Here is a 22,144-nt window from a genome sequence, read left to right as displayed (position 1 = left end):
CCTCGTGGACCGCCCGACCTTATCGCGCGGTCCAGGCGCACTCCGCTCCAGGACACCATCCCGCACATCACAGTCCCTCACCAAACCGCGACAGCACGTCATCCCACGGCAACGGTCAGGAGCTGCCGTTCTCGCACGCGACACCGTCGCCGTTGTGGTCGAGCGCTGTCGAGTAGCCCGGATCACCGCGGTACAGGGGCGCCTTGCCGGCTGCCCGGACCTCGGCGCAGTCCTTGTACACCACCGCTGTGGGGGTGGTCGAGCTCGGTGTCGTCGAGCTCGGTGTCGCCGGACTCGGCGACGTTGGGCTCGGTGTGGTCGGAGTGGGTGTCGTCGAGCTCGGCGCCGCAGGGCTGGGCGTCGTTGGGCTGGCCGTCGTTGTGGCCGGTTTGGCTGGGGCCGGAGTCGTCGAGGTGGGTTTCGACGGGGTGGTTTTCGCCAGGGTGGTCGGCGGGACGGGGGTGCTGGACCGGCTCGGCCCGGAGAGCGGGCCTGACCACGGTGGGGCCGGCGCGCTGGGGGTCGGCGTCGGCCGCGTCGACGGGAACCAGGGGGTGGTGACCGGCAGCAACGGCTTCCCCACCGGGAGAGACGGTCGCTTGCCCGACCGCGTCGTACCCGAGGTCCGCTCGACCTGCGGGCTGAACAAGGTCGTGCTCGGAGGTGCCTGGGTAGTTGCCGAGTCGTGCGAGCGGGACGGAACGAAGAACAAAATGGCGGCCAGTGCGACCACGACCGCGGCGAGTGCGCCCAGCTTCAGAAGCGGCAGACGTCGGCGGCTGTGTCGGGGACCGGAACTGCGGATATGTCGAGCGAGGCGGAACTGCGTCACGTGCGAACCCTTCACCCCCAGGCCGAGAGGCAGCCTACCCACTCGATCCCACCACAGAACGCACCGGGCACCGAAACCAGCACACCACCCACCCTTCACCACCGAAGCCACCGTGCCAATGAGGGGAATGTGCCATCGGCTGTGAGCGGTGTGTGATTGGAAGGGGCTTACCAGCCGCACGTTGCCCACACTCGATGTGATGGGTGGGTTGGTGGGTTGGTGGGTTGGTGGGTTAGGGAGCGCGGGGGGTGAAGGTCCAGCGGTGGGGGTGGATGGGGGGCGCGGACAGGCAGGCGTGGTGTGCGCGCTGGATTCTGGTGATCAATGCCGGCTCGTCCGCCATGTCCACCGACGTCACCCGGATGATCGTCAGACCGCGGCGTTCGAGGCCTTCCTCGCGATGATTGTCCGCCGTCTGTTGACTGATCTCCCGGTGGTACGCGCCGTCGTACTCGAGGCCAAGTCCCGAGATCGGTTCCAGCAGGTCGACGATGCCCAGGAAGGTGCCGTCGACATCGAAGATCGGTGCGTTCACCTCGAGTGGCGGAAGTCCCGCGCGTCGACAGAGCAACCTCAGCCTCGACTCCGGTGGAGACGCCGCCAGCTTGTTCAGCAAGGGCAGCGCCGCGCGGAGCTGCCGCACACCGCGCCGGCGCGGATGCGCCATCTCGTAGGCCGAAATCCTGCCAGGGTCCGCAAGCCCGGCATGGAGGAGGCAGTCACCGGCCACGACAGCTTCAGTCAGATTCGGCGCAAGCCGCAGTAGGTCGTACGTCGTCCTGACGCCGCTGGTACACCGGAGGCCGTGGCACTCGACCACGTCATCAGGCTCCAAGGTTGCGCGCAGCGTGTTGATGCCTGGCCGATTCACGACGCTTCTCGGCGGTACCACGAGCAGAACGGGTTCACCGACGCGCAGCTCGCCACGCGCGGTCCGTGCCCAGCCGCCATCGAGGTATGCCACGCCTTGCAAGTACGCCGACGCCCAGCCGCCAACCACGCCACCGTCCGGCATGACCGCCGTTGCGTCCAGGATCCGCTACCTGATGGGATCGTTCACCTGTGCCGACCGGTGGTAACCGAAATGCGGCGATACCCAGTGTGGTGACTCCAGCTGCGCTCGGGTGACCCCAACAGCGAGCAACTCCCGCCTTCGCACGGCAAGTGGTGGTCCGTCGATCTTCCCCATCACCCAACAATGCCCGCACCCCGTACGCGGCACCTCACATTGTCCACAGCTCCAAATCCACTGAAGCCACCGTGTTACTCGTCCGCCCCACGCCACCGAAGCCACCGTGCCGAGCGCGGGCGATATGCCATCGAGTGCGAGCAGCGTGCCATCGGCAAGGGCTTACCCACATCACTCTTTCCACACTGGATCGACCACTCGGCAACCTCGGCGTACCACGGGATCACGCCATCCGGCTCACTCGCGGTCCCTGAGGATCTTGCGGATGTTGGCGACGCGGTCGGCGTACGCCGCTTCGCCGCCGCGGCGGGTGGGCTTGTAGTAGTCGGTGCGGTCGACGACGTCCGGTGCGTACTGCTGCGGGACGATGCCGCGCGGGTCGTCGTGGGAGTACTGGTACGACGAGCCGTGGCCGATCTTCTTGGCTCCGGCGTAATGGGCGTCACGGAGGTGGGGTGGGACCGGGCCGACCTTGCCGGCCTTCACGTCCGCGATGGCCGCGTCGACGGCCATGATCACGGCGTTGGACTTCGGCGCCAGGGCCAGCGCGACGACGGCCTGGGCGAGGTTGATCCGCGCCTCGGGCATGCCGATCAGCTGCACCGCCTCAGCCGCGGCCACCGCGACACCGAGCGCGGTCGGGTCCCCCATGCCGATGTCCTCGCTGGCGGAGATCACCAGCCGGCGGGCGATGAACCGCGGATCCTCGCCGGCCTCGATCATCCGCGCCAGGTAGTGCATCGCCGCGTCCACGTCCGAGCCCCGGATCGACTTGATCATCGCCGACGTGACGTCGTAGTGCTGATCTCCGGCTCGGTCATACCGCACCGCGGCCCGGTCGACCGCGGTCTCCAGCGTCTTCAGATCGATGACTTTGGCGTCTTTCGCCCGCGCTCCGCCCGCTGCGGCCTCCAGATAGGTCAGCGCGCGCCGCGCGTCTCCCCCGGCCATCCGCAGCAGATGCGCCCGCGAGTCCTCGGCGAGCTCGAACTCTCCGTTCAGTCCGCGCTCTTCGGTCAACGCCCGGTCGAGGAGCGTCGAGATGTCCTCGTCCGTCAGGGATTCCAGCGTGAGCAGGAGACTCCGCGAGAGCAGCGGCGAGATGACCGAGAAGAACGGGTTCTCGGTGGTCGCCGCGACGAGCGTCACCCAGCGGTTCTCCACTCCGGGAAGGAGCGCGTCCTGCTGAGCCTTCGTGAACCGATGCACCTCGTCGATGAACAAGACGGTCTCGACGGTGCCGGTCCCGCGGGACAGATCCCGGCGGGCGCCGTCGATCACCTGCCGGACGTCCTTCACCCCGGCCGTGACGGCCGACAACTCCACGAACTTCCGGTTGGTCTGATGCGACACGACCGCCGCGATCGTCGTCTTCCCCGTCCCCGGCGGGCCCCAGAGCAGCAGCGACATCGGCTGGTCACCCTCCACCAGCCGCCGCAACGGCGACCCGGGTGCGAGCAGGTGCTGCTGCCCGACGAGCTCGTCAAGACTCCGCGGCCGCATCCGCACGGCCAGCGGAGCCGCCGTATGGTCCACGTCCGCCAGACTCCCGCCGCCCCTGGCCGGCGCCGGCGCTCCCGGAAGGTCGAACAACCCATCACTCACGTCCCGAGCCTATCCGCCGGCACCGACAGCGCCCGCATCCATCACCCCGGCGCTACAGCTCCGCGCCTGCTCGCCGTGCCGCCGCCCGCGGAGCGAAGACCACGTGCCACGTGCCGCTGCGGCGGAGCAGCACCTGGGTGGGGATCTGCAGCGCGATGATCGTTACCACCGTGATCACCGGCTCCATCGCGGGTACGACGGGAATCGGCAGCGTGTACGCGACGACGACCCGGATCACGGCGTCGAGGACGGACGTGATCCCCCAGAGCACCGTGATCCTCCGCCAGGCCTGCCGGAACCGTGGATCCTCGTCCCACAGCCGGTCCATCACGGCCGCCCGCCACGAAAAGATCGCGCGGGTGAACGTGTAGCAGAGCGGTTGCGGATGCCTGAGCGACCACAGTGTGATCCCGGCGAACGGGAGGCTGATCCAGGCGTTGCGAACGAGCAGGAGCCGGGCATCCCCACCCAGGACCGCCACCACCGCGCTCCCCAGCATGCTGACGATCACCGCCACCCCCAGGAGATCGGTACGGCGGCGACGCGCGATCGAGATCCCCGCACTGATCAAACCGGGCACGGTGCCGGCCAGCAGAGCGGTCACGTTGCTCGCGCCGGCGGCTCGGAGGCCGTAGTACAGCGCGAGCGGAGTGGCGATGTCGAAGACGAGGAACCGGACGCGGTCGCGGGTGCGGGACATGACCCGAGACTCGCCCGCCGGGCCGGTGCCCGGCATCGGGCGGACGGCTGCGGCCGATCAGACCAAAGTCGAAGGTCTACGCCTTCTGGTCCGGCTTCTCTTCGTCCTCGTCCGCGTCACGCAGCTCTTCGGGCAGCTCGTCCTCGTCGTCGTCCGCGTCGCGCAACTCTTCGGGCAGCTCGTCCTCGTCGTCCGCGTCGCGGAGCTCTTCCGGGAGGTCGTCCTCGTCGAACTCCTCGGGGAGGATCTCCTCCGACTCCGCCACCGACTCGGGTTTGATCGCGTTGCGGAGGCGACCCAGGATCCGGTCCGCCTCGGTGCCGAACGGGTTGTCGTTGACCAGGTAGGTCCAGGTCGCGGTCGGCCGCGGGATGCCGCTGGCCTCCTCGTCCAGCCCGTCCGCGGTGATCTCGGCGTCCTGGAAGGTCTCGACAGCGTCCGTCCACGCGTCCGCGATCAGCGTGTCGAACGACGCGATCGCCGACTTGTTGAACTCGTCGATCGGCTTCAGGTGCACGATGCCGCCGGCCAGCGACCGCAGGTGGATCCCCTCGCGGAGATCCGCCAGGTACGCCAGGTGATCCGTCCAGCGCCGGTCGAGGTGACCCAGGACGATCCGCCGGGCCGCGTCCTTCACCACGTCCTCGCCGACCTCGTCGACCAGTTCGTCGTACCGCTCCTTGGCCCGCTCGGCCAGCTCCTCGGCCGCGAGGTCGTCGACCAGCACCTTCTCCCGGGTGTCGAGCAGGATCGCCCGCTGCTGCCCGGTCAGCCGGTGGTACTGCCACGTCGTCCGGTGCAGCTCGGCATTCGCGCCGTCGGCGACCCGCTGTGCACCCTCGAGCATCCCGACAGACTTCCGGTCCGTCAGGCGCCCACTCTCGTCCGGATGCGGCCGCAGACCTGACGAGACGGAGTAGCGCGTCACGAGCTCGTCGGCGAGGCTGGCGAAGAACAGCGTGCCACCCGGGTCGCCCTGCCGCCCGGCGCGCCCACGCAGCTGGTCGTCCAGCCGGCGCGAGGCGTGCAGACCGGTCCCGATCACGTAGAGGCCGCCGAGCTCGATGGCCTTGTCCTTGTCGTGCGACTCGTCCTTGCCGCCCAGCCGGATGTCCGTACCGCGACCGGCCATCTGCGTCGACACGGTCACCGTCCCCGGCACACCGGCCTCGGCGATGATCGCCGCCTCCTCGGCGTCGTTCTTCGCGTTCAGTACGACGTGCGGGACCTCGGCAGCCTCGAGCCGGTCGCTCAACTGCTCGGACTCCTCCACGCTGTGCGTGCCGATCAGGATCGGCCGTCCGGTCTCGTGGACCTCGGCGATGTGCTCGACCAGGGCCACGTTCTTCTGCTCGGCCGTCAGATACAGCCGATCGGGGTCGTCCTTGCGGATGTTCGGCTTGTTCGGCGGTACGACGGCCACGTCGACCTCGTAGAACTCCTGCAGCGACTCCCCGACGACTACCGCCGTACCGGTCATGCCGCACAGGGTCTTGTAGCTCTTGACCAGCGCCTGCACGGTGATGCTGTCCAGCACCTCACCGGAGTCGCTGACCGGAACGGCTTCCTTCGCCTCGACGGCGGCCTGCAGACCGTCGGGCCAGCGCTGCAGCTTGGCGATCCGGCCGCGGTTGTTGTTGATCAGGCTGACCTTGCCGTCGCGGACCAGGTAGTCGACGTCCTTGCGCAGCAGCACCTCGGCGTGCAGCGCGACGTTGATCTGGGTCAGCCGGTCGAGGTTGTCGTCCTCGTACAGGTTGATCCCGCCGAGCGTCTCCTCGACCTTGTCCGTTCCCTTGTCGGTCAGCGCGACCGTCCGGCCGTCGCCGTCGATCTCGTAGTCCACGCCCGCGCGCAGCATCCGGACCAGCTGGACCACGTCCTCGTCCAGTTCCTCGGTCCGGGTCGCACCGGCCAGCACCAGCGGGACCCGGGCCTCGTCGATCAGCACCGAGTCCGCCTCGTCCACCAGCGCCACGTCCGGCTCGACCGTGACCCGGTCGGCGACATCGGTGACGAGCCGGTCGCGCAGTACGTCGAAGCCGATCTCGCTAGCCGGCGCGTAGCAGACATCCGCCTCGTACGCCGTACGCCGCTCCTCCGGCGTGGACGCCTGGCCGATGTGCGACACCGTCACGCCGAGCAGCTCGTACACCGGGCCCATCCACTCGGCGTCGCGGCGGGCCAGATAATCGTTCACTGCGAGCACCTGGACCTTGCGGCCACCGACCGCGTACCCGGCGGCGGCGAACGCACCGGCCAGCGTCTTGCCCTCACCGGTGGCCATCTCGACCACGCGGCCCTGCAGCATCGCCAGCGCGCCGACGACCTGGCCGTCGAACGCCCGCTCGCCGATCGTCCGCCGGCCCGCCTCCCGCGCCAGCGCGAGGAACTCGATCTGCTCGTCCTCGTGCAGCCCGCCGGTGGTGCGTAGCTCCGCGACCGCCTCGGTGAGCTCCTCGTCGGTCAGGGCCAGGACCGATTCCTCCGCCTCGCCGACCAGCTGGGTGAGCCGCTCGTAGGGGCCGAGATCGATCGAACCGGGGCGCTGCAGCAGCCGGCGGAAGCGAGACGCGATTTTCAGGGCCATGATCCGGAAACGTACAGCGTCGGACCGTCGTTCCGCGCGTCAGGTCACGGTGTCCACTCGTAGGGGGTGGTGATCGTGACGCCGTGGAGTCCCAGCTTCTGCAGGATGGGGCGGGAGTCCTCGGACGCGTCCACCCGGAGGAACTCGTATCCACGCTCCTTCGCCAGCCGGGCCCGGTGCACCAGCAGCGCGCTGTACAACCCCTGCCGCCGCCACTCCGGCAACGTCCCGCCACCCCACAGGCTGGCGAACCCGGTCCCGGGGTGGAACCGGACCCACGCGGCCGACACCGCCGGCCCGTCCGCCCCCTTCAGCGCGTCTTCGACCAGGAACACCGACAACCGGTCGGGGAACATCCGCGCCTCGGCCGCCAGCCGCTCCACGATCCGATCCAGCCCGTTGTGCCACAACGTGTCGGTGAGTACGCCGATCCGGTGGTAGTCCTCCGGTCCATCGGCCTCCCGCAGCCGCACCTTCGACGGCAGGGCGGAGGGCCGCTCCAGGATCCGATCGACCTCGCCGAGGATCAGCGTCTCCGGCTCCTCCCGGCTGAACCCGGCCCGGACCAGGCGCTCGCCGAGGTCGGCCGGTTCGTCGTACGCGTACGTCTTCCACTCGAACGGCAGGCCACGGTCACGGAAGAACGCCACCTGGTCCGCGATCACGGCGTCCGGGTCGTTGCCCAGACCGCGCGGTGTCTCGACGAACCCGGCGCCGTCGGGCCCGTCGTCGTACGAGCGATGCACCAGGCCGTCGCGCTCCTCCTTCCAGCCGGGGATGGCGTCGGCGTCCGGCAACCGGATCCGGCGGTGGAACACCTCGAGCAACTCGGCTGGCGTCATCCGCACATCGTGCCTGATCGACTACCAGAAATCACCAGGCTCGAAAGTAAACCAGTTGGCAACTGGTGTCGTCCAAGTAGTTGTCCATACAAGGGGGGAACACCATCATGAACGTCCACCACATCACACCCAGGACGATCCTCGCCGCACTCGCGGTGATGGCCGTCCCGGCCGCCGCGTTCGCCGCGCCGGCCCTCACCGGATCATCCACCGCACCCCGTACCGCCTCGACCGCCGCGGTCGCCGCCGCCTGCCCGAGCGGCTGGGGATCGTTGCCCGAGGCAAACAGCCGGATGACGCCGGCACCCGTCACGAACGTCCGCACCGGACGGCATCCGTGCTTCGACAGGATCGTCGTCGACGTGCACGGTCGAGCAGCCGGCTACGACGTCCGCTACGTCAAGAACGTCTACACCGACGGCGCAGGCTTCCTCATCCCGCTCCGCGGTGGCGCAAAACTGCAGATCGTCGTCCACGCCCCGGCGTACGACGACAACGGGAAGGCGACGTACCTGCCGAAGAACGACCGTGAGCTGACCAACGTGGCCGGCTACACAACGCTCCGCCAGCTCGCCTCCGCGGGCAGCTTCGAGGGGCAGACCACGATCGGTGTCGGCGTCCGCGCCAGGCTCCCGTTCCGCGTCTACACGCTCGCGGGGCCGGGATCGAACACCCGCCTCGTGATCGACGTCGCGCACCACTGGTAAGCCCCCACCCCGCGGTCGCCCGGCTCCCCCACCGGGCGACCGCTTTCGCCTTCTAGAGCACGCGATTGAGCAGGTCGAAGAAGGTGTTCGCGAGCACCAACTCGTAGGGATCGCCGAGCATCGGCGCGAGTTCGGCCATGTCGGACGGTGTCCACGACCAGGCGCCGATCCCGCCCGCGATGAAGAGCGGGCTCGCACCGTCCCAGTTCGCGATCTTCGCATCGAGCGCGGCCTTGTACTCGGCGGCCTTGCCGGGTGCGCCCCAGATCCCGATCACCGGCAGTCCGCCGCGCCGGACCAGCAGTGGGTCGCCGTCCCACGACTGGATGATCCCCTTCACCGGGGTGTAGTCGGCGTACCCCTTGGCGATCTCCTCCGGGAACGGCACCCACTGGCCGTTCTGGCGGTTGTTGTACGCGTAGACCTGATCCATCCCGGTGCGGCGCATGAAGTCGCCGGACATCTTCAGGTACGACGTCAACTGGTCAGCGGGCCATGAGCCGGGATAGGTGTAGCCCCCACCGGACGGACCACAGACCAGCAGGTCGTTGGCCGTTGCGGTCCGCTGGAAGTAGCTGAACAACCCCGGACCGGTCTCCGCAAGCAGCGGGCTGATCGTCCAGTTGGCCAGTGCCTCGCCGCGTTTCGGGTCGTCCCAGATGTCGCGCATCCGGCGCTGGCAGTACTGGATGTTGTCGCCCTCGCCGAAGGTCAGGGTCACGTAGACCTTGTTCTTCGGCTTGGTGATCCGCCGTACCGGCCGGACCGTGTCCGAGATCGGGGCGGTGAACCCGGCGTGGACAGTCCCGTTCATGTAGAAGTCGGCCGCGATCACCGGCGAACCGCCCTGCGAGGCGAGGTCGACGCCGTCCCACTCGCCGGAGACGTCGTTGGCGAACCACCCCATGTACGGCGCCAGCGGCGGGTACTTGGCGTAGTGCTCGATGAGCAGGTCCCCGGTCTCGCCGCCCGGCGGTAGCCAGCTCACCAGGGCTTTGGTGGCCACCACGTAGTCGCGGAAGTACGGGAACGGCTCGATCCGGGTCGGTGCGGTGTCGGTGGCCGTGACCAGGTATTGGTTCCACATCGTCACGGTGACGACGAGGGACGTCGTACCGGCGGGTGGTTCGAAGCGGTAGATGAAGTAGCCGCCACCGTCGCTGAAGCGGTTGGCCTCACCACCGATCGAGGAGTTGGCACCGTCGAACAAGTACTGCGCCTCTTCCGGCGTGTTCGGCAGGAAGTGGGCGATCTCGGTGCCGTTCGCCTTGACCGTGACCTCGGAGACCGACGGTCCCCAGCCGTCGTCGGTGAACGAGTCCTGGAACCGGACGAACACGGCCTGCTGGCCGAGCTTGGCCGAGACGTCCAGGTCGTAGCTGCCGCGGTTCGAGGAGTCGCGGATCTGCCGGGTCTCGCGGGCGATCTCCTGCCACTGCACGTTCTCGACCGCGACCACGCGGGTCGGCGGCAGGCCGGCGAGCAGCTGCTGGGTGACCCGCGGGAACAGGTTGTCGAGCTGCCACCGATAGGTCTTCACGCGGTCGGCGTCGAACATCCCGCGCAGGTCCTTCACGATCCGCAGCCCGTGCGCCTTGGCCTGATCGGCGTCGGCGACGACCGCGTTCTCCAAGCCGGCCAAGGTGGTCGCGACGTTGAGCGAGTCGGGTACGTCGGGGTCGTGCACGATCGCGCCCCGGATCCGGCTGCGGTACTTGGCGACCAGGTCCAGCGGGTTCGCGTACAGCTTGGTGGGCAAGTGCATGTCGGCCAGCCACTTGGCGTCCGGCGTACTCATGGTGCCCGTGTCGTAGAGGAAGTACAGCTCGGGCTGAGTGCGATTGACGACGCCTTGCAACGTTGTCAGCAGGGTCTGATCGCCACCGCTGAGCTTGCTGACGTCGCCGTAGTCCAGGTGTTTCGGGCGGTTGAACACCGGCAGGAGCCGGGAGCCGCTTCCGGTCGTGAGATCGGCGGCATTCGCGCTGGCGGTGAGGCCCGGAAGCAACCCGAACCCACCCGCCGTCACCGCGCCACTGCCCGCCAGGAACGCACGTCTCGAGACCATCGTGACCACTCCCTGAGGTTGACATCGATGTCAAATCAGCCGGGAGATTAGCAACGTCACGACAGCGTGTACATAGCTCGTCACACCGTCGCCCGAGGTATTTTGGAATCGTTTCCGAGGTCACGCGTACCGACGGACGGGTAGTGGTGCCGATATCGAGGAGTTGACGGGGTCGCCCACGCCTGACGGCCAAAGGCGGGGACCACTACTACCCGTTCTTCGGTACAGGCCCCTACCAGGCCCGGCTCAGGATCTCGGTGGCCTCGGCCAGGCTGATGCCGGCGCGGCGGGCGGCTCGGGCTAGGGCTGTTGCCGCCGCGCGGGTCTCCTCGTCGTCGACCTGGCTGCGGGACGCCAGTACAAACGTGCCGTTGCGCCCGCGTGTCTCGACGAGCCGGTCGGCCTCGAGTTCCTTGTAGGCCCGCGCGATCGTGTTCACCGCCAGCCCCAGATCCAGCGACAGTTGCCGAACTGTCGGCAGCCGCGTCCCCCGGGCCAGCTCGCCGGCCCGGATCAACGCCTCGATCTGCGCACGCACCTGTTCGTACGGCGGCGTGATCCCCACCGGATCCACCGAAATATCCATCCGCTCACCATGCCGGATCGGCGGCCCCGGGGGAATTCAGCTGGCCGGGTTCAGGCGAAGTCTTCTGCGGTGTAGGGCTTCTGTTCGACCAGGACCAGCCAGTTGCCCGAGTTGTCCCGCAATACTGCCTCCACGCCGTACGGGCGATCGGCCGGCTCTTGGATGTACTCGACCCCCTTGGCGACCAGGTCGGCGAACGTCTTGTGGCAGTCGTCCGTGGCGAGGCCGACACCGTGCATCGAGCCTTTCGCCATGATCCGCTGGATCCAGCCGGCCGACTCTTCGTCGAGAGGCGGGCCGGGCAGCATCAGCGCCAGTTCCAGCTCGGGATGCTCGGACTGGTGCACCGTGCACCAGCGAAAGTCCTCGCTGAGGGTGATGTCCTCCCCCAGCACGAACCCGAGCTTGTCGGTGTAGAACGCCTTCGCCGCGTCGATGTCGTTCACATAGACGGTCACCAGGCTGACGTTGGTGATCACGGCTCCTCCTCTTGGTAGTCGTCAGTACGACGGTAGGCGGCAGCCGCCCCTGGATGCTTCTCCGGAATTGCGGAGTTCAGCCCGAGCATGAACACGAAGCAACCCGGGATCCGCGCGCCGGTCTGCGTCCGCTGATACTCGGTGGGATTCATCCCGACGAGCTCGGTGAACCGCTGCGAGAACGACCCCAGGCTGCTGTAGCCGACCAGCCCGCACACCTCGGTCGCGGTGAGGTTCGTCGCCCGCAGCAGATCGGTCGCGCGCTCGATCCGCCGCCGGGTGACGTACTGCATCGGCGTCTCGCCGTACTCGGCCGCGAAGCAGCGCAGGAAGTGGTACTTCGACACCCCGGCGGCCGCCGCCAGCCCGGCCAGGTCGAGCGGCTCCGCATAGTTGCGATCGGCAACATCCCGCGCACGCCGCAGATGCCCCAGCAGCCCCACCGGTACGACGATCGCCACCCTCCGAGCCTAGGCCCAGAGCGGACTTTCGGCGGGTACCGAAAGCTTGGAGCTCCCCGACAGCCTGCTCGAAGGTGGTGGGATGAGAGTCGGACAAGGTGGGACCGGGCCGGGACCGCACACCCCGGACGGCAGTGCGATCGAACTCTACGAGGTCACGCCGGTGCACGGTGAGGACCAGTTGATCAACGCCGCGATCGATCCGGGCAGCAGCATTCTCGAGCTAGGTTGCGGTACCGGGCGGATCACCCGGCCGCTGCTCGCCTGCGGGCATCAGGTGGTCGCGGTCGACGAGTCGCCGGACATGATCGCGCGGGTCACCGGGACCGAGACGATCTGCTCGACGATCGGCGACCTCAGGCTCGACCGCCGCTTCGACGTGGTGCTGATGATGTCGTACCTGATCAACGTCGCCGACGACGCGGAACGCCTGCGCCTGCTGCAGACCTGCGCCCTCCACGTCCGCCCCGGCGGCGCCGTCCTCCTCCAGCAGCAGATCCCCGGCATGCTGCGCGGTCCCGCCGTGATGGAGAACGACCGCCGCCGCCTGGTCGTCTCCGACGTCGAGGAACTCCCCGGCAATCGCCAGGCCGCGACCCTGACCCACACCATCGGAGGCCGCTCCTGGTCGCAACGGATCCTCACCCAGAACCTCACCGAGGAGCAGCTGTCCGCACAGCTGACCGAGGCCGGCCTGACCCTGACGGACTACCTCACCCCCGACAAGACCTGGGTACGAGCGCAACTCGCCTGACGGTCCGCGCTACTGCTTGGCGTCGTCCTTCTTCTCGGGCTTGGCGTCGACGCCGGCCTCCTTGCGCTGCTCGGGCGTGATCGGCGCCGGCGCGGCGGTCAGCGGGTCGAACCCGCCGCCGGACTTCGGGAAGGCGATCACGTCGCGGATCGACTCGGTGCCGGCCAGCAGGGCGGTGATCCGGTCCCAGCCGAACGCGATCCCGCCGTGCGGCGGCGCGCCGAACTTGAACGCGTCGAGCAGGAACCCGAACTTCTCGGTCGCCTCCTCGTCGGTCAGACCCATCACCTTGAAGACCCGCTTCTGCACGTCCTCGCGGTGGATACGGATCGACCCGCCACCGATCTCGTTGCCGTTGCAGACGATGTCGTACGCGTACGCCAGCGCCGACCCCGGGTCGGTGTCGAACGTCGCCATCGAGTCCGGCTTCGGCGACGTGAAGGCATGGTGTACGGCGGTCCACGCGCCGGACCCCACCGCGACGTCACCGGCGGCGGTCGCCTCGTCGGCCGGCTCGAACAGCGGCGCGTCGACGACCCACACGAACGACCAGGCCGATTCGTCGATCAGCCCACCGCGGCGGCCGATCTCCAGCCGGGCCGCACCGAGCAGCGCCCGCGACGACTTCACCGGACCGGCAGCGAAGAAGATGCAGTCACCCGGCTTCGCGCCCACGTGATCGGCCAGACCGATGCGCTCTTCCTCGGACAGGTTCTTCGCGACCGGACCGCCCAGCTCACCGTCCTGGCCGACCAGCACGTAGGCCAGACCACGAGCCCCGCGCTGCTTGGCCCAGTCCTGCCACGCGTCCAGCTGCTTCCGCGGCTGGTCGGCGCCACCCGGCATCACGACGGCACCGACGTACGGCGCCTGGAACACCCGGAACGGCGTGTTCTTGAAGTACTCCGTGCACTCCACCAGTTCGAGGCCCATCCGCAGATCCGGCTTGTCGCTGCCGAACCGCGCCATCGCCTCGGCGTACGTCATCCGCGGGATCGGCGTCTGCACGTCGTACCCGACGAGCTTCCACAGTGCGGTCAGGATCTCCTCGGACAGCGCGATGACGTCGTCCTGGTCGACGAAGCTCATCTCGATGTCGAGCTGGGTGAACTCCGGCTGCCGGTCGGCGCGGAAGTCCTCGTCCCGGTAGCAGCGGGCGATCTGGTAGTACCGCTCCATCCCGGCCACCATCAGCAGCTGCTTGAACAGCTGCGGCGACTGCGGGAGCGCGTACCACGAGCCGGGCTGCAGCCGCGCCGGGACGAGGAAGTCCCGCGCGCCTTCCGGCGTCGACTTGGTCAGCGTCGGCGTCTCGATCTCGACGAAGTCGTGGTTCGCGAGCACCTCCCGGGCCGCGCGGTTCACCTGGCTGCGCAGGCGGAGCGCCGAACCGGGGCCCTGGCGGCGCAGGTCGAGGTACCGGTACTTCAGCCGGACCTCCTCGTTCACCGGGGTCGTGTGGTGCTCCTCGACCGGGAACGGCAGCGGGGCGGCCTCGTTCAGCACCTCGACCTCTTCGGCGATGACCTCGATCTCACCGGTCGGCAGATTCGGGTTCGCGTTGCCCTCGGGGCGCGGGGAGACGACGCCGACGACCTTCAGGCAGTACTCCGAGCGCAGGCCGTGCGCGGCGTCCTCGTCGCGGATGACGACCTGGACGGTGCCGGTGGAGTCGCGCAGGTCGAGGAACGCCACGCCGCCGTGATCGCGCCGCCGCGCCACCCAGCCCGCCAGGATCACGGTCTGCCCGGCGTTCTCGGCGCGCAACGAGCCTGCGGAATGGGTACGGATCACGAGTTCTCCTGAAGGGTGTCGATCTGAGGTCGTACGTCGGCCGCCGGAGGCGTCCAGGTGGCCGGGTCGGCGGGCACCTGCTCGCCGCTGCGGATGTCCTTCATCTCAGGGCCGTTCTCGGTGCTGAACAGCACGAACGGGATCCCACGCCGGTCCGCGAACCGGATCTGCTTGCCGAACTTCGCCGCCGCCGGCGCCACCTCGACGGGAATTCCGCGCGAACGCAGCTGCGCGGCCGTCCGCATCGCGTCGGCCCGGTCCTCCTCGGCGTTCAGCGCGACCAGCACGGCGGTCGGCGTACTGCGGCTGCCCTTGAGCAACCCCTGGCTGATCAGCCGGTGCACCAGCCGGGACACACCGATCGAGATCCCGACGCCCGGGTACGTCGTCTTGCCGTCGGAGGCCAGCGAGTCGTACCGCCCACCGCCACCCACCGAGCCGAACGACTCCTGGCCGACCAGGTAGATCTCGTAGACCGCGCCGGTGTAGTAGTCCAGGCCGCGGGCGATCCGCAGGTCGGCCATCAGCAGACCGGGAGCGTGCTCGGCGGCCGCGGCCATCACCTGGCTCAGCTGCTCGAGGCCATCGTCCAGCGTGGGGTGCTCGACACCGAGCGCGCGGACCTGGTCGGCGAACGACGTGTCCGTGCTGGAGATGTCGGCCAGTTGCACCGCGAGCCGAGCCTGCTTGTCGGTCGCGCCGGCCTCGATCAGGCGCTCGACCACCTTCTCCGGACCGATCTTGTCGATCTTGTCGACGATCCGCAGCACCGTGGTCACGTCGTCCAGGCCGAGTCCGCGGTAGAACCCCTCGGGGATCTTGCGGTTGTTCACCTTGATCACGAACTCCGGCACCGGCAGCTTGCGCAGCGCGTCCGCGATCACCAGCGGGAGCTCGACCTCGTAGTGGAACGGCAGCTCGCCGCTGTCGACGATGTCGATGTCGGCCTGGGTGAACTCGCGGTAGCGGCCCTCCTGCGGGCGCTCACCACGCCAGACCTTCTGGATCTGGTAGCGGCGGAACGGGAAGACCAGCTTGCCGCTGTGCTCCAGCACATAGCGGGCGAACGGCACGGTCAGGTCGAAGTGCAGCCCGAGCGCCGCGTCCTCATCGGCTCCGGCGGCCAGGCGCCGTACGCCGTAGATCTCCTTGTCGGCGTCCTCGCCCTGGTTGGACAGGCGCTCGACCGGCTCCACCGCACGAGTCTCGATCGACGCGAAACCGTGCAGCTCGAACGTTTCCCGGATCACGTCGAGGAACCGCTGCTCGACGATCCGGTCCTGCGGAAGGAATTCGGGGAACCCGCTCAGTGGGCTGAGTCTAATCATTTGGCCTTGCTCATATCTGCTGAATCTCCAGGTCCTGCAAGTAGGGGTTGGTCGCCTTCTCCCGGCCGATCGTGGTCTGGCCACCATGACCCGGCAGGACGACGATCTCGTCGCGCATCGGCAGGATCTTGGTGGCCAAGGTATGCAGCATCGCCGGATGGTCGCCCCCAGGCAGATCCGTCCGGCCGATCGACCCGGCGAACAACACGTCACCGGAGAAAAGAACCGCGGGCACGTCTTCCGGCCCGTCGTACGGCGTGGTGAACGTGACCGACCCCTTGGTGTGTCCAGGGGTGTGGTCGACGGTGAAATCAAGGCCCGCCAGCTCGACGCTCAGACCGTCGGTGAGCTCGGCGACGTCGTCCGGCTCCGCGAACTCGTGCGTCCCGCCGAGCAGCATCCGCGCCGTTTCCGGGCTGAGCCCGGCCATCGGGTCCGACAGCAGGTGCCGGTCGTCCGGGTGGATCCAGGCGGTGGCGTCGTACGTCCCGCAGACCGGGAGTACGGAAAACATGTGGTCGATGTGACCGTGTGTGAGCAGTGCGGCGACGGGTTTGAGCTTGTTCTCCCGCACCACCCGCTCGACGCCGGCGGTCGCGTCCTGACCGGGGTCGATGACGATGCATTCCGCGCCCTGGCCGGTGGCGACGACGTAGCAGTTCGTACCCCACGAACCCGCGGGGAACCCGGCGATGAGCACGACAGACCTTCCTGAAACGGTTCCGGACCACCCAAGGCTACCGGTGCGCGGGCGGTGACTTCGAACCGGATTGTGACGCAACACCGTTGCGTCACGGCTGGGAGTTTGTGATTGTTCAGGGATAAGCGTCGGGACAGCGCCCGACGCGCCCAGGCGGACCCTGTTCGCGCGGATGGACCGGGGACTGACCAGAATGGGCACGAGCGCAGTGCATACCGCCGGAAGGGGCGAGTTGTGGCCGGAGAGAGCTGGGGCCGGGTAGCTGAGGACGGAACGGTCTTCGTACGGACCAAGGACGGTGAGCGGGCGGTCGGCCAGTGGCCGGACGCGAACCCCGAGGAGGCCCTCGCCTTCTACACCCGCCGGTACGACGCGCTGGCGTTCGAGGTGGAGCTGCTGGAGCAGCGGGTCCAGGCGGGCACGGTGTCGCCGGACGACGCGCGAGCTGCGGTGAAGAAGGTGACCAGCTCGATCGACGAGGCGCAGGCGGTCGGCGACCTCGACGGCCTGCGGTCCCGGCTGGAGGCGCTCACCCCGCTGGTCGCCCAGCAGCGCGAGAAGCGCAAGGCCGAGCGGGCCGCGAAGGTCGAAGAGGCCCGCGCCGCCAAGACCAAGATCGCCACCGAGGCCGAGACCATCGCCGCCGGCACCGACTGGCGGCACGGCGTGACCCGGCTGCGCGAACTGCTCGACGAGTGGAAGGCACTCCCCCGGCTCGACAAGTCCAGCGACGACGAGCTGTGGCACCGGTTCTCCTCCGCGCGCACGACGTACACCCGGCACCGTAAGCAGCACTTCGCCGAGCTGTCCTCCAAGCGTGAGGAGGCCGCGGTGGTGAAGGAGCGGCTCGCAGCTGAGGCGGAGACGCTCGCGTCGTCGTCCGACTGGGGTCCGACGTCGGGCCGCTTCCGGGACCTGATGCGGCAGTGGAAGGCCGCCGGTCCGGCGCCGCGCGAGGTGGACGACAAGCTGTGGGCGCGTTTCCGGGCCGCCCAGGACACGTTCTTCGGCGCGCGGGACGCCGTACAGGCGGAGGAGAACGCCGAGCAGGTGGAGAACCTCCAGGCCAAGGAGACGCTCCTGGTCGAGATCGAGGCCATCCTGCCGGTCGAGGACGCGAAGGTCGCCCGTGAGCAGCTCCGCGAGCTACTGGACCGCTGGGACCAGATCGGCAAGGTCCCGCGCGACTCGATGCGCGCCATCGACTCCCGTCTGCGCGCCGTGGAGCAGGCCGTGAAGGCCGCTGAGGACGAGGTCTGGAACCGCAGCAACCCCGAGGCCCGCGCCCGGGCCGAGGCCACGGTCAAGCAGCTCCAGTCGCTCATCGCCGACCTGGAGAAGCAGGCCGCCAAGGCGGAGTCCCAAGGCAACGCCCGCAAGGCCACCGAGGCCCGCGAAGCCATCGCCGCCCGCCGCGAATGGCTCACCCAAGCCCAAAACGCCCTCACCGACTTCAGCTGACGCCCGCGGGCCCCGCTCCCGCAGGCGTCAGCCCGGGCTTACGGCCCGAAGAAGGTCATCGTCCGGCCGATCAGGTCTGCCTTGTCGGCCGCCGTTCCGTAGGCCTCCAACGGGAAGGCCAGGAAGACGACCTTGTACGTCCCGGCGAACGACAGTGCGTCCGGCTGAGTGGCGTCATCGGTGAACGCCGTCAGCGCACCACCGTTCGGCGTGATCTGGTCCTCGAACTCAGCGCCCAGGACCGCGTGGTTCAGCGGCACCGTGCCGATGCCGTTCGTCACCGGGTTCCCGGCGACGCCGTGCACGGCGTCAGTGCCCTTGTCGTTCTGCGTCTCGCTCCCGTCCCAGGTGATGTGCAGGAAGTCGTGCACGAAGGCCGTCGTACCCGCTGCCTGGTCGAGGATGTCCTGACCGGACATCAGCAGCCGCCCGCCCGCGGTCAGGAACGCCTGCAGCCGTTGCTCGTACGGCGTGATCGGTGCCGGGTAGCTGTTCCCGGTGAACCACACGACGTTCTTGTGTGCGAGCAGGTAGTTCAGCGGCAGGTTGCTGTCGGCGCCGAGGTCCCAGGTGTCGAACTGGACACCCTTGCTGGTCAGGGCGGTCGAATACACCCCTTGCACGTCGGGCGAGTTGTTGTCGTTGTCGACGAGCAAGGTGTCGACGGTGACCGCGATGGTCTTGATCGAAGCGGTCGCCGTGACCCCCGGACTACCGGCCGAGGTCGCGGTCACGGTGGCCGTGTTCGTGCCGGTCGCCCCAGCCGTCACCTTGACGCAGACCGCTGCCGTCGCCCCTGGCGCGACCGCCGGTGTCGTCGTGGCCGGCGTCGTACAGGTCGAGTCGAAGAACGCGACCGGGTCGGTCCCGCCACTGCTCGACAACGTGTAGCTGTCGGTGGTGAAGCCGAGGTTCTTGACCGACAGCGGGTAGTTCACCGTGGTCCCCGGCCGACCGCCGTCGGTCTGCGTCGCCGGCGTGAGGCCGACGGCGTAGGCCGGTGCGATCGGGGTCGTCACCGGTGAGCCGGTCGTGAAGGGACCTTCGGCGGACGTGGCTCGTACGCCGTCGTTGACAATCGCGGACAGCTTCTTCGAACTGGCGATCCGTACGCCGAGGTGCACGGTGACACTGCCGCCCGCCGGAATGGTCAGACCGGTCCACGTCGCGACTCCGGCAACGTTCGTACCACCGTTGTCGGCGTCGAGGAACGATGTGTTCGCCGGGATCGGGTCGGTCAGCCTCACCCCGGTTGCGGCGGCGTTGCCGATGTTCTTCAGCGTGATCGCGTAGTCGAGTCGGCTCGACGGTCCGACCGGCACGCCCGCGTCCACCTTGCTCACGACGAGCGCCGGGACGGCCGTCGTGTCGAAGCTCCGGAACGCTCCCCGACCGTGGGTTCCGGCTGCCAGCACCCGGTGGGACGGATCCAGGTTGAGCTGCCAGATCGCGGCGTCCGGCATGCCGGAGCCGAGCGGTGCCCAGTGCACGCCGCCGTCGTGAGTGACGAAAGGTCCGACATCCGTTCCGGCGTACAGAGTGTTCGCGTACGACGGGTCGAGGATGATCGAGTTCACCGGGCTGTCGGGCAGGTTGAAGCTGATGTCGGTCCAGCTCGCCCCGCCGTCGGTGGTCTTGAAGACGTGACCGGGCCGGGACGGCGTCGCCCGGTTGAAGCCCGCGTAGGAGATGTACGCGATCCGGTAGTTGCTCGGGTCGACCGCGATCTGCGTGGGCGGCCGCTTCGGCAGCTTGCCGTTGTCCAGCCGGGTCCAGGTGGGCGTGTCCGTGACCTGGGCGTTCGGGCTGACGTACACGTACCCGTCTTCCGCGCCGGTGTAGACGGCGTTGCCGCCACCCACGCCGATCGCCGAGATGAAGCAGCCGCGTCCGCCGTTGGGAGCCGCGCCGGTGCAGCCGCTGCTCAGGTCGGGACTGATCGGCTTCCACCGCACGTCACCCGCCGACGGAGCCTTCGCGTTGTCCGTGCGGTACAGCCGGTAGGTGCCGAGGAACAGCTGATCCGTCCGCTGCTGGTTCTGCACCCAGGGGATGTAGAACTCGGCCCGATCGTTCAGATTGATCCCGGTCTGGATGAACTGGTTGGAGAAGAACGCCGCTCCGCCGTCGGTGTAGCGATACGGGGTGATGCCGAAGTACGTGCCGAACACGAAGTTCGCGTCGTTCGGGTCGACCAGCACTTGACCGCCGTCACCGCTGGCGACGTCGAACCAGCTGGCCGAGGCCGTCGACTTACGGTCGGTGCCGTTGTCCTGCGTACCGCCCCAGACCCTGGCCGGCACGGTCGGCACGTTCGCGATCGAGGTGAACTGACCGAGCTGGAGACCGGTGCGATGGGTCACCGCCGCGGTGTTCGGATCCACGGTGCCGTTGAGGTTCTGCCACGTGACCGCGCTGAGCGGGTCGGTGGCGCTCGGCCGGCCGCCGCGGTCGGCGCTGTACCAGACGCCACCGTCGTTGCCGATGAGGACGTGCGCCGGGTTCGCCGGGTCGAGTGCGACCGCGTGGAAGTCCGGGTGCTGGTCCCAGCCGAGGTTCTTCCAGGTCTGGCCACCGTCGTCGGACCGGAAGATGCCGCCGGATCCGATGTCGTAGTTGAACTGGCCGGCCGCGTAGACGATGTTCGGGTTCACCGGATCCGCGAGGATCACGTTGTCGTACGTGCATTGCTCCGCGCAGTAGTCCTCGACGGTGTCAGCGCCGGTGCCGGCCGGCAGGATCGCCCAGCTGGCCCCCTGGTTCGTCGACTTGAAGACCCTGGAAGGCTGATCGTTCCAGTTGAATCCCGCGTACAGTACGGCGTTCTGCCCCGCCGGATGCGACAGTCCGAGCGCGAACCGCGTCCCGGTACCGGCGTAGTCGGCGGCCGGCAGACCGGTCATGATCGGTGCCCAGTGCGCGCCGGCGTCGGTGCTCTTGTAGATCGCGTCCCCCCAGAACGAGCTGTAGAGGATGCTCGGGTTCTGCGGGTCCAGCTCGAGGTCGGTGGCGCCGTTCAGCTCCGACTTCGCTTCCTTCAGCAGGGTCCAGCTCGTGCCGCCGTCCTTGGACTCCCAGACGCCGTACTTCGAGTGCACGGGAGGCGTCGTACGTTTGGCTCCGCCGCGCCCACGCAGGATCGCGGCGTAGAGGTGGTTCGCGTTGGCCGGATCGACCACCAGGGCCGAGGTCGACACGCCTTCAAAGAAGTCGCCGGACACGTGGGCCCAGTGCTCGCCGCCGTCGGTGGACTTCATGACGCCGTTGCCGAAGTAGCTGTCGCCGGACAGTGCGCCCTCACCGGTACCGGCGTACACGATGGCGTCGTTGGACGGTGCCACGGCAATCGCGCCGATGGCGAGGGACGGCTGGCCGTCAGTCTTCGCCGACCAGGTGCCGGTCGATGGGTCGTAGAGCCAGATGCCACCCTGGGCGCCGCCGAGGATGAATTGGCCGTTGCTGGGCCGGATCGCCAGTGCCCCGATCCGCCCGGCCATCGCGGTGAAGATCGGCGTACTGCGGGTCACCTGGACGATCGGATCTGGTCCGAGGCCGGTCCAGGTACCGGTGAACGTCGCAGGGCCAGGACTTGGCGTCCCGTTCTTACGGAGGTCGGCCGCGGCGCGGGCCGCGGCCGCACGCAATGCTCCGGCCTGCTGGTTGTCGAGCGGCTGGTCGCCCGCCGTACGGCGACTCATGAAGAACAGGTCCCGCTGCAGCTGGACCTGCTCGTCTTCCTCACTGATTCGCGGCGGCGCCGCTCCCGGCTGCAACGTCGGGGTGTCGTCGACCACCGCACTGCCAACAGCGCTGCCCGGAGCCGTCACCAGCCCCGCTATCAGCACCGCCGACCCGATCGCCGCTACCGCAAGCCGAACCCGTCCAATCGTCATACCGCACTCCCCTTAGTCCCCCGAGAGCGCTGTTGCCTCCAGCAAGCTCGCCACTCCATCAACCTGTTGTCAAGACCTCACTCCCTGTGGACAACTCTCAGCACGCTGAGGGCCTCCTGCTGGGATGTTCGAGTACGACCTGCCGTACTACTTCG

The 22,144-nt window shown here is 68.5% G+C and carries 18 protein-coding genes; 3 read left to right on the top strand and 15 right to left on the bottom strand.

Features of this window, described 5'->3' with window-relative positions; all coding sequences use genetic code 11:
• Positions 1-115 precede the first annotated feature (115 nt).
• The 7 genes from OG555_RS31530 to OG555_RS31500 all read right to left on the bottom strand — a co-directional run bounded on the left by OG555_RS31530 (position 116) and on the right by OG555_RS31500 (position 7,758).
• The gene (locus OG555_RS31530) at positions 116-241 is read right to left on the bottom strand and encodes an excalibur calcium-binding domain-containing protein (protein WP_329484907.1); all 126 of its coding nucleotides are present in this window, start codon (positions 239-241) and stop codon (positions 116-118) included.
• A complete protein-coding gene (locus OG555_RS31525; RefSeq protein ID WP_329484948.1) occupies positions 183-500 on the bottom strand; it encodes a hypothetical protein in 318 nt (105 codons plus the stop codon). Before OG555_RS31525 ends, OG555_RS31530 begins: the two co-directional genes overlap by 59 nt.
• 564 nt (positions 501-1,064) lie before the next feature.
• Positions 1,065-1,499, bottom strand: coding sequence for a hypothetical protein (locus OG555_RS31520; protein WP_329476185.1), 435 nt, complete (start codon positions 1,497-1,499; stop codon positions 1,065-1,067).
• Positions 1,500-2,258: 759 nt separating this feature from the next.
• Entirely contained in the window at positions 2,259-3,626 is a 1,368-nt protein-coding gene (locus OG555_RS31515) for a replication-associated recombination protein A (protein WP_329476184.1), read from the bottom strand.
• A 52-nt stretch (positions 3,627-3,678) separates the two neighbouring features.
• The gene (locus OG555_RS31510; protein ID WP_329476183.1) at positions 3,679-4,326 is read right to left on the bottom strand and encodes a VC0807 family protein; all 648 of its coding nucleotides are present in this window, start codon (positions 4,324-4,326) and stop codon (positions 3,679-3,681) included.
• Between the two features lie 76 nt (positions 4,327-4,402).
• Entirely contained in the window at positions 4,403-6,916 is a 2,514-nt protein-coding gene (gene secA2, locus OG555_RS31505) for an accessory Sec system translocase SecA2 (protein WP_329476182.1), read from the bottom strand.
• 44 nt (positions 6,917-6,960) lie between these two features.
• On the bottom strand, positions 6,961-7,758 hold the full coding sequence (locus OG555_RS31500; RefSeq protein WP_329476181.1) for a GNAT family N-acetyltransferase: 798 nt from the start codon (positions 7,756-7,758) through the stop codon (positions 6,961-6,963).
• 107 nt (positions 7,759-7,865) lie between these two features.
• Between OG555_RS31500 and OG555_RS31495 the strand changes: the two genes are divergently transcribed.
• Positions 7,866-8,465, top strand: coding sequence for an AMIN-like domain-containing (lipo)protein (locus tag OG555_RS31495; protein ID WP_329476180.1), 600 nt, complete (start codon positions 7,866-7,868; stop codon positions 8,463-8,465).
• 52 nt (positions 8,466-8,517) lie between these two features.
• Here the strand turns inward: OG555_RS31495 and OG555_RS31490 are convergent, their stop codons facing one another.
• The 4 genes from OG555_RS31490 to OG555_RS31475 all read right to left on the bottom strand — a co-directional run bounded on the left by OG555_RS31490 (position 8,518) and on the right by OG555_RS31475 (position 12,059).
• Positions 8,518-10,533, bottom strand: a complete 2,016-nt coding sequence (locus tag OG555_RS31490; RefSeq protein WP_329476179.1) for a GxGYxYP domain-containing protein — start codon at positions 10,531-10,533, stop codon at positions 8,518-8,520.
• Between the two features lie 232 nt (positions 10,534-10,765).
• Positions 10,766-11,119, bottom strand: a complete 354-nt coding sequence (locus OG555_RS31485) for a GntR family transcriptional regulator (RefSeq protein ID WP_329476178.1) — start codon at positions 11,117-11,119, stop codon at positions 10,766-10,768.
• A 50-nt stretch (positions 11,120-11,169) separates the two neighbouring features.
• Positions 11,170-11,598 carry a VOC family protein gene (locus OG555_RS31480; RefSeq protein ID WP_329476177.1) on the bottom strand — a complete coding sequence of 143 codons (429 nt, stop codon included), beginning with the start codon at positions 11,596-11,598 and terminating at the stop codon, positions 11,170-11,172.
• Complete coding sequence (locus OG555_RS31475; protein ID WP_329476176.1) at positions 11,595-12,059, bottom strand: helix-turn-helix transcriptional regulator; 465 nt, start codon at positions 12,057-12,059, stop codon at positions 11,595-11,597. The genes OG555_RS31480 and OG555_RS31475 overlap by 4 nt, the downstream gene beginning before the upstream one ends.
• An 82-nt stretch (positions 12,060-12,141) precedes the next feature.
• On the opposite strand from OG555_RS31475, the gene OG555_RS31470 reads away from it, so the two are divergent.
• The gene (locus tag OG555_RS31470) at positions 12,142-12,813 is read left to right on the top strand and encodes a class I SAM-dependent methyltransferase (protein WP_329476175.1); all 672 of its coding nucleotides are present in this window, start codon (positions 12,142-12,144) and stop codon (positions 12,811-12,813) included.
• Between the two features lie 9 nt (positions 12,814-12,822).
• Here the strand turns inward: OG555_RS31470 and aspS are convergent, their stop codons facing one another.
• Genes aspS through OG555_RS31455 form a run of 3 tightly spaced genes read right to left on the bottom strand, consistent with a single transcriptional unit; the run spans position 12,823 to position 16,635 of the window.
• Positions 12,823-14,607: an aspartate--tRNA ligase gene (aspS, locus tag OG555_RS31465; RefSeq protein WP_329476174.1), complete on the bottom strand. Its 1,785-nt coding sequence runs from the start codon at positions 14,605-14,607 to the stop codon at positions 12,823-12,825.
• On the bottom strand, positions 14,604-15,935 hold the full coding sequence (hisS, locus tag OG555_RS31460) for a histidine--tRNA ligase (RefSeq protein WP_329476173.1): 1,332 nt from the start codon (positions 15,933-15,935) through the stop codon (positions 14,604-14,606). The genes aspS and hisS overlap by 4 nt, the downstream gene beginning before the upstream one ends.
• A 10-nt stretch (positions 15,936-15,945) precedes the next feature.
• Positions 15,946-16,635 carry an MBL fold metallo-hydrolase gene (locus tag OG555_RS31455; RefSeq protein ID WP_329476172.1) on the bottom strand — a complete coding sequence of 230 codons (690 nt, stop codon included), beginning with the start codon at positions 16,633-16,635 and terminating at the stop codon, positions 15,946-15,948.
• 234 nt (positions 16,636-16,869) lie between these two features.
• On the opposite strand from OG555_RS31455, the gene OG555_RS31450 reads away from it, so the two are divergent.
• Entirely contained in the window at positions 16,870-18,096 is a 1,227-nt protein-coding gene (locus tag OG555_RS31450) for a DUF349 domain-containing protein (RefSeq protein ID WP_329476171.1), read from the top strand.
• 38 nt (positions 18,097-18,134) lie between these two features.
• Here OG555_RS31450 and OG555_RS31445 read toward each other — a convergent pair whose 3' ends face one another.
• Positions 18,135-21,989, bottom strand: a complete 3,855-nt coding sequence (locus tag OG555_RS31445) for a hypothetical protein (RefSeq protein WP_329476170.1) — start codon at positions 21,987-21,989, stop codon at positions 18,135-18,137.
• Positions 21,990-22,144 lie beyond the last annotated feature (155 nt).

This window comes from Kribbella sp. NBC_01484 (genome assembly GCF_036227145.1).
GTDB lineage: Bacteria > Actinomycetota > Actinomycetes > Propionibacteriales > Kribbellaceae > Kribbella.
The sequence above is the reverse complement of the archived record's forward strand: the minus strand, read 5'-3'. Positions and strand labels throughout refer to the sequence as shown.

Coding starts and splice junctions, on each gene's coding strand:
- OG555_RS31510 (WP_329476183.1), bottom strand. CDS start 4,326: ATGTCCCGCACCCGCGACCGCGTCCGGTTCCTCGTCTTCGACATCGCC.
- hisS (WP_329476173.1), bottom strand. CDS start 15,935: ATGATTAGACTCAGCCCACTGAGCGGGTTCCCCGAATTCCTTCCGCAG.
- OG555_RS31500 (WP_329476181.1), bottom strand. CDS start 7,758: ATGACGCCAGCCGAGTTGCTCGAGGTGTTCCACCGCCGGATCCGGTTG.
- secA2 (WP_329476182.1), bottom strand. CDS start 6,916: ATGGCCCTGAAAATCGCGTCTCGCTTCCGCCGGCTGCTGCAGCGCCCC.
- OG555_RS31485 (WP_329476178.1), bottom strand. CDS start 11,119: ATGGATATTTCGGTGGATCCGGTGGGGATCACGCCGCCGTACGAACAG.
- OG555_RS31490 (WP_329476179.1), bottom strand. CDS start 10,533: ATGGTCTCGAGACGTGCGTTCCTGGCGGGCAGTGGCGCGGTGACGGCG.
- OG555_RS31520 (WP_329476185.1), bottom strand. CDS start 1,499: ATGGCGCATCCGCGCCGGCGCGGTGTGCGGCAGCTCCGCGCGGCGCTG.
- OG555_RS31495 (WP_329476180.1), top strand. CDS start 7,866: ATGAACGTCCACCACATCACACCCAGGACGATCCTCGCCGCACTCGCG.
- OG555_RS31445 (WP_329476170.1), bottom strand. CDS start 21,989: ATGACGATTGGACGGGTTCGGCTTGCGGTAGCGGCGATCGGGTCGGCG.
- OG555_RS31470 (WP_329476175.1), top strand. CDS start 12,142: ATGAGAGTCGGACAAGGTGGGACCGGGCCGGGACCGCACACCCCGGAC.